The sequence below is a fragment of the Paenibacillus sp. FSL L8-0708 genome (assembly GCF_038009325.1).
In the GTDB taxonomy this organism is placed as follows: Bacteria; Bacillota; Bacilli; order Paenibacillales; family Paenibacillaceae; genus Paenibacillus_AQ; species Paenibacillus_AQ odorifer.
In genome coordinates this window covers 1,776,678-1,790,700 of sequence record NZ_JBBPBC010000001.1, presented here as the reverse complement: position 1 = coordinate 1,790,700, position 14,023 = coordinate 1,776,678, and the positions used below count along the sequence as shown (strand labels likewise).

The following is a 14,023-nucleotide window of genomic DNA, read 5'->3' as shown; positions in this document are numbered from 1 at the left end:
TAGACACGCTATTCCCCCCTTCCCTTGCTTCTATCTTCCTCAGGTTAATTGGTAATTACCCATTTTTGTCGATCAAGAGTAGGATCAAGCTCGCTTAGAGACAGTGTCGTCCCATCCGCCGATACTTCCAGCGCTTTCTTATGATGAGCAGAAATAATACTTACGGTACCATCATCATTCTTGTGAAAAATCCAACGCTGATTGTTATATCCAAGATAAGGGTATAACTGGATTTTATTTTGCCCTGTGTCGAGATCAAGCGCCTGACCGGCTGTTGTACGAATAGAATAAGAACCTGCATCGTCCCCCGTCGGCACGAATACCCACTTCTGATCCGTAGAATCATTTGCATCCTTCAGTGTAACAGCTTCACCATTTGCGAGATTTGCTGTATAAAGGGATTTCTGTAGTTCTGCATTTACTAGACTGGAAGTGGTTAAATTGGCAGGTGTTTCTCCGCTCACGTTAACGTTTTGATATGAAGCATTTCCGCCAAATACATGTAGTCCAAAGCGGCCTTCGGCAAATGTGCCGTCCTGGAGGTCGATGACTTTCTGCCCATCCACATAAACCACGATATGCGGGCCCTTCGCTTCGATTTTCACTTTATAGGTTTGACCCGGCTGAATGAACGTCGGAACTTTTGCTAGAATCTGACGCTCTTCAATACGGCCGTCGATTTTATAAAACAGACGGATGGACTTCATATTCGGATCCAGATTTAAGTAGTATCCGCTGCGTCCATCTTCGCTGGCACGGAACAACATAGAGCCTGCTCCTCCGGATTTCCCTAACATCATATCTGCTTCATAAGTAAAATCTCCTGCCTGCTTCTCTGCGATATAATTCGCGTCACTCAAGTAATTTCCACGAATCCCATTTTCACCAATGACCCAGGAGGCTGCAGATAGATCTTTAGTCCACCCACTTAAGTTCGTATGAAATTCACCCCCAGATACCTTAACTAATAAGCTAGCTGATGTCTTCCCATTTGGAGTAGAGACGGTAATGATAGACTCGCCTTCTTTTTTAGCTACAAGGGTTGCCTGGGATTTATCCACCACGTTTAGTTCAACTACATCCTTGTTACTGGAATTCCATTTAAGCGGCTGTGCCCCATTACCGGTACCATTCTCTACCATCGCCAAAAGTATGTCGCTTTGCCCCTTGCTCAGTTCGCGATCACTTGTATCCATCATTATCTTGGTAGCTGAGCCCGTCTCCTGATTCCATACAGAGCCTAACTGATTCACCTTCAGAGATACGACTTTTACGTTGCCTCCTTTGGTGTAAAAACTCAAAGCTCTGCTGGCTGGATCCGGAAAAATGACGTCAGAGAAAACAACTTTACCGTTGTTGCCAAAAACCTCAACAGAAGACTCATCTACAAGGATACGCAGCTTAACTCGCTTGTTCTCCGTTTGCATTGCCGCTTCATGTCTTTTACTAAATAGATTCGAAAAATCCGTCAAACCAGATGCAGACCGATCCACGAAAATCCGACCCTCACTAGGTTTATATCCAACAACCGTTTGCTGACTTCCCCCTACACGAACGTTAAAGCCAAATTCACTAACCTGACTACCTGCTGGAATTTCTACTTCAGCTTCAATTTCGTATGCACCAGAGGTAACCCCTTTCAATAGATTCTGAGAAGAAGGACTCACCTCTTTGTTAGCAGTAGAATACAGCTGATTACGCAGCGATTCCAACTCCTTGATCGGACTTTGAGCGAGCTGAATCCCATCTTTTGTCGTTACTAATGAGACTTCTCTTGGGATTGACAGTACGCCTTTCCAATGGGTTGTTGGAAAAGCAAACGGATAGTCCCAGTTTGTCATCCACGCCATCATTACGCTGCGATGATCTGGCATGTTCGAAAAAGACATTGAAGCGTAGAATTCTTTTCCAAAATCTGTTCGCAAAACTTTCCCTGCCGGATTAACATTAACGAATTTACCTTCCGCTGTTAAATGACCCACAAAATATTCAGCATCTGATCCGCCTGTTTTTGAATTCGCTCCTGTACTAATCATCAAAACCCATTTTTTCTGTGATGTTCCGTCTACCGAAAGCTGAAGCAAATCCGGACATTCCCATACACCGCCGCGAACATATTCCCCGTATCCCCAGCTATCTGTTAGGGTCCAATCAAGTAGATTTGTTGAAGTAAAGAAACGAATATGATCTCCACCGGATACAACCATTACCCATCTGTTATTGTCGTTATCACGAATCACTTTCGGATCACGGAAATCCCAGCCTCCGGGCTCCCCTCCATTATCGCCTGGATTTCCGATAACCATAGGACGCGTCTTGGAATATTCCCAAGTACGACCTTGGTCCTTGCTGTATGCAAGACCGATACGCTGATTCCCATTCGGGCCATCGGGATTATAGGAAGTGTAGTAGGCAATCAGCCCCTTGCCTCCTGAATCCCCGAACAAACCTGATGCATTCGTCAAATCTGCCACAGCTGATCCAGACCAGACATGCCCATGATCATTCCACGGCAGCGCAATCGGAAGGCGCTTCCAGTTCAGCATATCTTTACTGACAGAATGTGCCCATGTGCCTCCGTCCTGATGGAATAGATGATATTCTCCATCGAAGTAGACAAGTCCGTTAGGATCACTGGCAGAACCACGAATTGGCGTATAGTGGTATTGAGGACGATATTTTTCATTATAATAACTGCTGGCATCCGTCACATAGGTATCCTGGAAGTAAGCCGTTCCCTGTTTAACGACGATTCCTGTATATCCATCGGTATAGGTTTTATCTGTTAGATCGATCGCAGCCGGGGTGTATCCGTCTAGGAAGACCTGAATTCTGTTTCCCTTCGCCTTTATCTCTACATGATGTTTTGCTCCGGTCTGACTTGGATAGGTTTGCTGTGAACTTGCAATTGTTGCTCCGTTAGCTTTCGTCAAACTTACACGAACCTGATTTCCTTCCTTTGTCAGGGATGCTTCATATCCCTTTGTTCCATCAGCCGATGAACGAAATGCGAGCGCTGCAACAGAATCAGGACGAAGAGATATATTTCCTTCATATACAAAATCAGCAGCTTGTTTATTATAAATTTGCTGTGACTTCATCTGGTTTACTGCCATTCCTTTTTTGCCGTTGATATTAGGCTGCCATTGTCCTTTATTTGTAACCACAGCACCCAGATTTCCTTTCAGGTCGCTTACGATAATATTTTGGAACAAAACAGAACCATTCCATACATTGAGCCCTAGCTTACCAGTACGATACGCATGATCGTGAACCTCAATCACAGATTTATATTCGTTGTCCCAATATACTTTCAGTGATGAACCCTCTGCTTTTACCTTGAGATGATAGATCTCTCCTGCCTTAACAGTAACCTTCCGCTCCTCTTTTAATTTCCCTTCACCATCACTTGCGTCTCGTAAGCGGATCATACCTGCATTCGGAACAATTTGGAGCATGTAGGAACCCCAGCCATCTTCATTAGAACGGAACAATAAGGTCGCGTCAGCTTGCATATCCTTGATCATGACATCAGCTTCATAGATAAAATCCTCTGATACCGTTTCGGAGATTGCCATTACATTTTCTTGTGGATCAGAAGTCAGTAAAATCCCTTCAACAGTATCCGCCAACTTACCTTTTCCTTTTATTTGCCAACCTGTCAAGTTTGTGTTTGTTTTGGTTACGCTTTCAAAAATAGAAAGCCCCTCCTTAGCTTGTTTACTTACCTCCTGATCAGCGGGCGCAGCCCACCCAGTACCGGGATTTGCTACATAAATGCCTGCTGAAGTCATAACAAATCCTGTTGCCATGAGAAAGGACAAAACAAATTTTCCTTTATTTTTCATCTTCTTCAGCCTCTTTTCTATCATTAATATTGAAAAACAAGAAGGAGGCCAATCCATTACTGCACTGACCTCCTCTCTATATTCTTTTACAATTGAGCAGAAATCTGACTTTCCAGTGCTGTGAGTCCAAGAGCCAGAGCACCACATAATCCCGCCTGTTGGCCTAGACCTGGTGGAACGATATACTCATCTATGTGTTCTAAAATAGTACTTGAGCTAACATAACCGTTCAGGTTTTGAAGCACGGCCTGCCGAATAAGTGGAAACAATTGTGATTGCTGCATAACACCACCACCCAGAATGATTTTCTGAGGAGAGTTAAGCAATATAGCACCCGTAATCGACTGCGCAATATAAAATGCTTCCATTTCCCATGCAAGGTGATCTATAGGAAGTTCATGTCCCTTCTTCCCCCACCTTGCTTCAATAGCAGGACCTGCCGCCATCCCTTCTAGGCAGTCCCCATGATAGGGACATCCCCCTGGGAATTCATCTTCAGGATGGCGTCTTGTAAGAACATGCCCCCCTTCAGGATGCACAAGACCATGAATAAGTTTGCCTTCTGAATACACTCCCACACCAACACCCGTGCCAACTGTATAGTATAAACAGCTGGATAACCCTTGGGCAGCGCCCCATTTGGCTTCACCAAATGCCGCTGCATTGACGTCCGTGTCCCAGCCAAAGGGAACCGAAAAGTATCTTTTCAAAGTGCCCAGCATATCGTAATTTCCCCAACCTGGTTTTGGTGTTGTTGTAACGTAACCATACGTCGGGCTATCTGGGCGTATATCGATTGGACCAAACGATCCAATTCCGATAGCTTCTACTGGTTTGTCTTGAAAATATTGAATAACTTTGGGCAACGTCAACTCAGGATGTTCTGTAGGGAAACTGATCTGATCTTCAATGGTCCCATTTTCATTCCCGATGCCACATATAAACTTCGTCCCGCCAGCTTCAATCGCTCCTATACGCATATACAAGACTCCTCTCGGTGACTAATTCTTGTCTTGCTCAGCAGAGAGAGTAAGCTCATAGATATCCAGGGAAATCAGCAAGTCATTCTCATTTTCTGCAAACACAGCAATACCTTTAGATTCTAGTCCAGGGAATATAAGATCCGTAATTACTGCCTGACCTCCATTACTAAACACCTCAACGGAAGAGCAATCCACATAAATACGGAGATCATTTGACTCATCAAGCGCTGCGAGTTTGGCTGAATGATGTCCTACGAAATGTTCATGGAAATCATGCTGGCCCGAAGCCTTCCGGTCTACATAAAGTTCCTCTGTGTCACCGTTGATACCGATCACTGTTTGTTCATCCGCACCAATTCTTACTTTGAAACCTACAGATTTACCCCGAGTGAACTCAGCTATAATCTCATAAGATTCCAAGCGAATCTCTTTAAGAAGAGTATTGATTTCTTGCACCGTTGCATTTTTTATAGAAAGGACTTGTACACGAGCTGATTCCAACTCTTGTACCGGCTTCTGCACAAGAAAAGTTCCCCCTTGTCTTGATTCGAGCTGAAGTTCTCTTGCAATTGTCATCGCACCACGGAATTCTTCTGCTGGCGTCTTGTTAGCATACATCCAGTTGCTCATCCAGCCGATAAATAGTCTTCTTCCATCCTCAGCCGGTATATCGGACCAGCTTACACCTGCATAGTTATCTCTTCCATAATCAAGCCAGCGAATTTTAATCGAATCTTCATCTGGCGTGAACACTTCTCCATCAAAATCCCCTGTAAAATACTGTGTTCTTGATCCTTCCACAAAAGCGGGATCCGCACCGATGCTCACTAGCATCACCCATTTCGTGTTCGAAGGATCGCCATCAATGGCCAGCGGGAACAAGTCCGGGCATTCCCATACCCCGTCATGAGAACCGATTCCTTCTCCGAATTCACTGGCAAATGTCCAGTTCATCAGATCAGGAGAATGATATAGACACACCGTTTGACCACAAGCTACAATCATCACCCATTTATTAGTATCTTTATTCCAAAATACTTTCGGGTCACGGAAATCAATGAATGTATCATGTTCAAGTACCGGATTCCCATCATATTTCGTCCAGGTTCTTCCGTTATCTTTACTATAGGCCAAGCTTTGACGCTGAATGGCTGGCTTGCCTTCCGGCATATCCAAATGGTGTGTAAAAATTGCTACTAGACCTGGTTTATCTTCAAAAAATCCAGTCGTATTGTTCCAGTCGACTACGGCACTGCCGGAAAAAATCATACCTAATTCATCTGGAGCAAGAGCGATAGGCAGCTCCTCCCATGTAACAAGATCCTTACTGACCGCATGGCCCCAGTGCATAGCGCCCATAGTCATTCCACCTGGATGGTGCTGAAAAAACAAATGATATTCATCCTCAAAATAAACCATTCCGTTTGGATCATTCATCCACTTTTCCTTAGGGGAAAAATGATACACTCCGCGGTAATTTTGTTTCGCAATCGTAGACATTATTGTTTTCTCCTTTACTCCCGAACACGGTCTTTACCGTATATTATTTATAGTTTATTATTTGCTTGCTCTGTCATAGCCGCCTTGTTTAATTTCAAGCCATTCTTGCAAGCCCAGACGGTCCAATTCTTTCAGGTATTCATCCCACTGCGCTTCAACTTTACCATTTTGGTACCATTCAGTACGCATTCTAAGCACGTAGGCAAAAAGATCCGTCTCAATTGTCGTTAGGCGATCAAGCTCTTGAATGGAGTGGAATACACTCGGCATTACGTTTTCTGCTTTCATTTTTGGCGCCATGATGTTCTTGATAATATCCATTCTGCCTTTAGCATCATCCGGCATGGTTGTGAATTTGCCATAATAGGAATCAAGGATAGCTAATGGTCCACCGACACTTGTTTTCTCACGTAGTTCTACAGGAGCTGCACCCTCCAGCGGCAAATGCTTCAGCATTTCTTTTTCTTTATCAAATTCGAAGATATTTTGCTGTTTATCGTCTCCATACGTTCCCCAGTTGTTCTGTACAGATTGAATCGGATCGTAGAGTTGATCAACCCATTTCGCTGTCGTTTCTAAGTTCTTATTGGCGCTAGTAACAACCATCTTACCTCTGCCCAAACCAAGCGCGTTCGTTCTTGTTACGTTAACTTCACCATCTGGTCCAGCAAGCGGAGGCATAACCTCGTAAGTGTCATTTGCTCCAGTGATGTTGGCTTTATCCCATGAGAAGTAAAGTCCGTATCTCTGATCCTTTCCTTTTGCAAGGTAAGTACTCCAGTCCTGTGTATAGGCTTCAATATCAATGAGTCCTTCTTTATACAGCTCGTTAATAAAAGAAACGGCTTCTTTGTAGTCATCTTGTGACGCCGTAAATATTACCTTTCCATCATTGCTCACAACCGCATGGTCAGGGTTCTCACCCAATCCGAACGAAGCAAATAGGAAAACCAGATCTTCTGCTCCAGGCTTGTTAATAAAGGACAGAGGAATTTCGTCAGCCTTACCGTTGCCATTTGGATCTTTTGTCTTGAATGCAATTAATACTTCTTTTAATTCTTCTGTTGTCGTAGGCATATCAAGGCCCAGCTTCTCAAGCCATTCCACATTGATCCAAGGCATACTGTCTACCGCCTGGATTCTTTCTTTGCCATTGCCCAGCTCTTCGATCCACGGAAAGGCATAAATATTACCGTCTGGTGCCGTAATCATACTCTTGTATTCCGGTGCTTCTTCCAGCACCTTTTTGAAGTTGGGCATATTGTTCTCGATGAGATCATTCAGCGGAATAATGGCACCGTCTTTAGCAAGCTTGAGCAGCTCATAGTCGCTATAGTCCGCATTAAAAATCGCATCAGGAAGATCACCGCTTGCCACAGCCAAGTTTCTTTTTTCAACAAATACGTCTTTCGTGAAATTCTTCCAATTAATATGAACATTCGTCTTTTCTTCAAGACGCTTATTAATCAGTTTTTCATTTGGATCAACTGGTGCAAGTGGAGAGCTTTGCGTAATAAAGTTCAAAGTTACTTTACCGCTGGCGTCCTGTTCTTTACTAGCCGCACTTCCCCCTCCTCCTCCGCCACCGCATGCAGTAAGGAACATAAACGAAGCAAGTACAGATGCAGAAGCTACTTTCGTTGATACTCTTGATTTCTTAATTCTTTTCATAGGGTATGACCTCCAAATTAGATATGAATGAATTAATCTTTATCTATGTGCAGCCTGTTTCCTACTTAAGGGAACCGACCATAACACCTTTTTCAAAGTACTTCTGGAAGAACGGATACATAACAATAAGTGGCAAACTGGAAACAACGATGGCAGCGTACTTGATGATTTCAGACAATCGTTTCATTTCCGCCATGGCGAGTTGATCGCTGATCATGCCCGGATCTACCTGATTCTGGATCAAGATGGAACGCAACACGAGCTGCAGTGGATGAAGATTCGGATTATCTAAATAGATCATCGCGTCAAAATAGGAATTCCATTGGCCCACAAAGGCATAAAGAGCGAGCACGAAAACAATCGGTTTGGAGAGCGGTAATACGACACTGAAGAAGATCCGCATCTCCGAAGCTCCGTCTACATTAGCGGCTTCCTTCATTTCATTCGGTACTCCTTTGAAGAAAGTTCTAGAGAGAATGATGTTCCATACATTAACTGCCCCTGGAATAATCACCGCCCAGACTGTATCAAGCAGACCAAGATTCTTAACGAGCAGATAGGTTGGTATAAGCCCACCCCCAAAGAACATGGTGATAATAAACAAGGTCATGAAGAATCCTTTTCCTTTGAGCCTGTCATCAGACAGTGCGTACCCTGCACAGATAGAGACGAGAACGGTAAGCATAGCAAATGAAACAGAGTATAAAACAGAGTTTCCAAAACCTCGGATCATGGCCGGATTAGAAAGAATTTTTATATACCCTTCTAATGACCAATCCGAAAGGTTGAATGATAATCCTTTACTGAGCAGAACTGATGGATCCATAAAAGATGCAATCACTACATAAATCAAAGGAAGTACAATGATAAGTACGGCCAGCGTCAGGAAGATCGCGTTAAGCACGACGATAAAGCGATCTAATCCGGAATGTTTAATGGGCATAGCTTGTTGCTCCTTTCTTAGTAAAGACCTTCGCCCTCATTCAGTTTCTTCACGGTGAAGTTAACGGTGATGAGCAGGACGATGTTGATGATAGAGTTAAACAATCCTACTGCGGCTGAATAGGCATAATCGCCCGACTGCAAACCAATTTTATAAACGTAAGTCGGAATGATTTCTGAGGTTGGCAAGTTCATCGCCGTTTGCATGAGATAGGCTTTTTCGAAGCCAATGGACATAATCCCACCAGCTGCAAGGATAAATACAATAGCCATAATTGGACGAATGGTTGGCAAATCGATATGGCGTATTCTTTGTAGAAGATTAGCGCCGTCAAGATTGGCTGCATTATGTAACTCAGGATCGACATTAGCAAGCGCTGCTACATAAATAATGGATGCCCAACCGGCTCCGGTCCAAATATCGGACAGAATGTAGATCGAACGGAAGTACTCCGGACGAGACATAAACATGATTGGTTCACCTGTAAGCCAGGTAAAAAACTGGTTAATCGGTCCCGTTGGGGACAAGAAGATAAACAACATCCCGACCACAACGACAACAGAAATAAAGTTAGGTGCATACAAGAACAATTGAATGTTCTTTTTGACGCCTGCACGGCGAATTTGATTTAACATCAACGCAAGCAGGATAGGAATTGGAAAACTCAGAATTAATCCGAAGAAACTTAATTTAAGCGTATTCATAAAGATAACTTCGAAGTTGGGGGATGACAGGAATTTCTCGAAGTTGTAAAAGCCTACCCATTCACTTCCCATAATCCCTTTGATTGGGCTGAAATCTTTAAAGGCGATAATCGCACCATACATAGGACCGTATTTAAAAATCAGGGTCAGGATCACAGCTGGTGCGAGCAAAATATAAAGAAAGTAGTACTTCTTTAGATAGTCTAGTAAGGAGCTCTTATGTTTGGTCACCATTGTTCTGTGTTCAGCTTCTATTAGGTTTTGCAATGCCTTTACCTCCGTTCTTATCAATGTTTATATCTTGATGCAGTAAGGGCTTTCAATTGGCTTATGTCCTGCTGCTTTTACAATTTACCAAACACTTAATCGTTCGTCAATACATTTTGTAAAAATATTTATGTGCATATGACAAAGTATTATGTTCATAAATGATGCATATAATTTTACATAATTACAAATACAGCCAATTTAAATAGGATTATATACTTTAAAGTCAACATATTCTCATGAAGATGAAAAGAATAATACCTTTTTTGCACACTTATCCGCCGATAAAACGTAAACTAAATTGCGTATTTGTAAATATCATATTGCTATTTTGAGTAAACTAATATACATTAAAGAGAGTTGGAATCATGCCAAATAGTACACTATTTGTGGCGAAGGTTAAGAACAAGAATATAGAGGTGAATTACATAGATGGCCAGGGAAAAAGTAACCATACAAGACATCGCGGATGCTTTAGGAATCTCCAGAAATACAGCTTCCAAAGCCTTAAATGGAACGAATGGTATACCTGATGAAACTAGAAACAAGGTTATAAAGAAAGCGATAGAGTTAAAATATAAACAATTTGCTTTTATGGACACCGAGAGTGTTCAACCAAGAAACTCTGGAAATATCGCTTTATTAACAGAAAACTTACCTAACACTTCCCACTTTGGATCGAAACTGATCAGTGGCATGGAGAAACGAATCAGTGCAGAAGGATATAATTTATCCATGCACATTATAAGAGACATTGATCAGGAGTCCCTGTCTCTTCCAAATAATTTTGATGTCGCCAATGTAGACGGAATTATTTGTATTGAGTTGTTCAATTCGGAATATAGTAAGCTAATTACAAGTCTAGGCATTCCAACTATTTTCATCGACTGTTCTGCAGATATCTGCTACCCTGAATTCCAAGCAGATGTACTTCTCATGGAAAACGAACATAGCACATATCAACTTACAAAAAAGTTAATTGATGGCGGTTACACATCACTGGGGTTCATCGGGGACTATAATCACTGTAGGAGCTTTAATGAAAGATGGGTGGGCTTTAATCGCGCATTGATAGAATCTGGCATCCAGCTTGATCTCTCACAATGTATTCTCGATGACGATCGACTATTTTTTTCGAATCCGGAGTGGGCAGATACTAGGCTGAGTCAAATCAATGAGCTTCCTTCTGCTTTCGTGTGTGCTAACGATTATATTGCGGTTACCTTTATGAAGTCACTCAAAAACATGCTTTCCATTCCTAATGACATCGTCATTTGTGGTTTTGATAATGGTCCTGAATCAAACATTGTTGAACCCCATCTCACTACTGTTCATATTTATAGTAATCAGATGGGTGTCAAAGCAGCCGAAATGCTACTTTCCCGAATTCATGATCCGAAGCAACCCTATCAGGTTTCTCATATTTATACCAAACTCATCATAAGAGACTCTACACCTAATATCAGTTGATGAATTTAAAAAGAACCCAAGCGATTAATAATTCCGTCGCTGGGGTTCTTTTTTTTCGTTGAATTGTTCCAATTACAATATCCTGTATATATAATCGCCCACAATTAGTTTATGGAAGGATTGTATTCTTCATAGGATAGAACAATATGCTCTCGTTTTAGCAGACAATGCTCTATGATCGCCTTACGTTTCGCTTTCAGGACAATTTGTTCAATATCAGCAAAACTGCAACCGGAAAGACGTTCGCATGCCTCCTCCATCAACCCAGCTTCACTTTCAAAGTCATTAATTAACAGTTCAACATATTGACGCCTACTTGATTCATCCGGGTTGGAATAAATCATTTTTGTATCAAACCTTCGCCAAATAGCTCTATCCAGTTCATTTTCTAGGTTCGTCGCTGCTACAAAAATGCTATTGTCACCAAAATCATCGAGACATTGCAGCAGTGTATTCACCGCACGGGCCATTTCTTTAACCTCGTCATTACTCTCCCGTGTTCTTGCAATGGCATCAAACTCATCCAGGAAAAGAACACAAGGAGATGCTTTGGCATACTCAAATATTTTCCGGATATTACTTCCAGTCTCACCCAAATGGCTGTGAATAATTGCATCAAGTCTGACCAGGATAAGTGGAAGCTCCAGCATTTGCGCCATATAAAATGCCGTAAGTGTTTTCCCTGTGCCCGGTGGACCATACATAACCACTTTATTGGGAATGGGAACTTGATGTTCTTCAAAGCTTCCCCTCATACCTAAGATCGTAATGAATTCTTCGACAATCTTTCGATTCATATCGGGTAGGACGAGATGTCTAACCTTTTTGGCACATTCTTTGGGTGTATAATAGGTACCCATATCAATCCCTTTTGCTCTGGGTAGACGTTGATTGTTGCTGCTTTTGTTCATTATTTATTAAAGCTCCTTTAAAATGGTTATTTTCAAGAAATCCAAAAGATCCTTTCTGAATCCAGTTCAACCTGCGCTAATTGCCGTTCGAAGTCCTCGTGAGGAACGATAGAGCCGGCTTGTGAGCATTCATTATCCACAAATCAATTCATCTTCCACAGTGTATTTATTCGTAATTATTACGATTTAAAATATCATACTTTCTTTTTGTTTATAATGTCAACCAGTAGCACAAAAAAGAGCCTTTATAGTTCCAAGGCTCTTTTGGGGTATATCTATTAAATTGTCCATCCAGGCAAAGCAGAAGTTCCAGCATCTTACCTTCACATATTGTAAGTCCTGGCTAGCTTGGACTTAGCTCTGAGCCGGGTGAATTCCTTAGTTACCAGGATTACCGTCCACACTACAACCACAGAATCAATCACAAGCGAACCCCAATATACTCCGGAGACGCCTAACCATCTTGGCAAAACAAGCATCACTGGCACATAAAAAACAAGTTGTCTGGTGATGCCGATAACGGCCGCCGGCTTCCCTTTATTAATCGCAGGGAAAAAGGTCATGGCCATAAAAATGAGCGACAATAACGGCAGAACCGCCATGTTCAACCGGAAATATAACATTTCGCTGCTCTTAAAGATTTGATCCGGCAGCATTAGTCCCAGAATGGAAGCCGGAGAGATCATGGAAATTATCCAGAAAGGCAAAGTCAGCAGCATGGAGACGAGTGTGAATATTTTATAGGCTTTGATGGCGCGCTCATACTGTTCTGCTCCAAAATTAATGCCGATGACTGGCTGCAAGGCGCGCATTAATCCGAATATCGGCGTCAACAGGAAGGTGAATACACGGAAAACCACACCATAAAATGCAATATCTGCTGTAGTCCCGTATCTCGACAGTGCATTAAATACTACAACAGCCTGTACCAGATTCATAAAGTTCATAATGAAAGAGGACATTCCCAGTCCAACTATGGATTTGATTGTGGCAGCATCCCGATAAATTGCGAAGACATTCGTTCGGAATGAGGCAAATCCTTTGCCAAAATAAATCCATCCCAGCAAGGTGTAGACCAGCATCCCGATATTTGTAGCCCAGGCAGCACCCTCTACTCCAAAATCCAGCCAGGCTACCAGAATATAATTGGACAATACATCAACTGCCAGTCCAATGCCCATTACCACGGCTGCCGATTTCATTTTCCCTTCGGCACGCACAATCATATTGGCAGCCAGTCCATAAATCCAGAAAAATGAACCGATCACCGTAATTCTAAAATAGCTGTCTCCAAGAGCCAGAGTTTCCCCTTCTCCTCCCATAATTCGCACCAGCTGTGTGGAGAAAAGTAAACCTAACACCATATAGACAAGCGTTACAAGGATGGACAGATAATTAACATTCCCCATCAAACGTTTCTGCATTTCTTTGTCCTGCCTGCCGAGGGCTAAACTTAAAGCAGAACCGGCACCCACCCCGATCAAGGAGCCCAGTCCCAAGCTGATCTGGGTTAAAGGATAAGCTACCGAAACCCCAGCCAGTGCTTCCTCTCCGACAAACCTTCCCACAAATACAGCGGCAATAACCGCATTTAAGCCATAGAGAACCATTGCGATGATAGCGGGCCATGATAACTGGACCATAATATTCCATAGATTACCGTTGAGAATAAAATGCGTCTGCTTGTCTTTGCTGTTGTTTATCTGTGTTACAGTGTTCATAATGT

General features: G+C 42.6%; 9 protein-coding genes. 1 reads left to right on the top strand and 8 read right to left on the bottom strand.

What is annotated here, in order from left to right:
• Window positions 1-44: 44 nt before the first annotated feature.
• The 6 genes from NYE58_RS08240 to NYE58_RS08215 form a co-directional block, all read right to left on the bottom strand.
• A complete protein-coding gene (locus NYE58_RS08240; protein ID WP_076179007.1) occupies window positions 45-3,848 on the bottom strand; it encodes a GH32 C-terminal domain-containing protein in 3,804 nt (1,267 codons plus the stop codon).
• Window positions 3,849-3,934: 86 nt separating this feature from the next.
• The gene (locus NYE58_RS08235) at window positions 3,935-4,828 is read right to left on the bottom strand and encodes an ROK family protein (RefSeq protein ID WP_076141173.1); all 894 of its coding nucleotides are present in this window, start codon (window positions 4,826-4,828) and stop codon (window positions 3,935-3,937) included.
• Window positions 4,829-4,849: 21 nt separating this feature from the next.
• The gene (locus tag NYE58_RS08230; protein ID WP_076141172.1) at window positions 4,850-6,331 is read right to left on the bottom strand and encodes a glycoside hydrolase family 32 protein; all 1,482 of its coding nucleotides are present in this window, start codon (window positions 6,329-6,331) and stop codon (window positions 4,850-4,852) included.
• A gap of 57 nt (window positions 6,332-6,388) precedes the next feature.
• The gene (locus NYE58_RS08225; protein WP_051490876.1) at window positions 6,389-8,002 is read right to left on the bottom strand and encodes an ABC transporter substrate-binding protein; all 1,614 of its coding nucleotides are present in this window, start codon (window positions 8,000-8,002) and stop codon (window positions 6,389-6,391) included.
• Window positions 8,003-8,063: 61 nt separating this feature from the next.
• Entirely contained in the window at window positions 8,064-8,945 is an 882-nt protein-coding gene (locus NYE58_RS08220; RefSeq protein WP_036675818.1) for a carbohydrate ABC transporter permease, read from the bottom strand.
• 17 nt (window positions 8,946-8,962) lie between these two features.
• The gene (locus tag NYE58_RS08215) at window positions 8,963-9,883 is read right to left on the bottom strand and encodes an ABC transporter permease (protein ID WP_076098922.1); all 921 of its coding nucleotides are present in this window, start codon (window positions 9,881-9,883) and stop codon (window positions 8,963-8,965) included.
• 465 nt (window positions 9,884-10,348) lie between these two features.
• Between NYE58_RS08215 and NYE58_RS08210 the strand changes: the two genes are divergently transcribed.
• The gene (locus NYE58_RS08210; RefSeq protein ID WP_076098905.1) at window positions 10,349-11,386 is read left to right on the top strand and encodes a LacI family DNA-binding transcriptional regulator; all 1,038 of its coding nucleotides are present in this window, start codon (window positions 10,349-10,351) and stop codon (window positions 11,384-11,386) included.
• Window positions 11,387-11,490: 104 nt separating this feature from the next.
• Here NYE58_RS08210 and NYE58_RS08205 read toward each other — a convergent pair whose 3' ends face one another.
• The gene (locus NYE58_RS08205; RefSeq protein WP_179087386.1) at window positions 11,491-12,297 is read right to left on the bottom strand and encodes an AAA family ATPase; all 807 of its coding nucleotides are present in this window, start codon (window positions 12,295-12,297) and stop codon (window positions 11,491-11,493) included.
• A 323-nt stretch (window positions 12,298-12,620) separates the two neighbouring features.
• Entirely contained in the window at window positions 12,621-14,018 is a 1,398-nt protein-coding gene (locus NYE58_RS08200; protein ID WP_326047434.1) for an MATE family efflux transporter, read from the bottom strand.
• Between the last annotated feature and the right edge of the window lie 5 nt (window positions 14,019-14,023).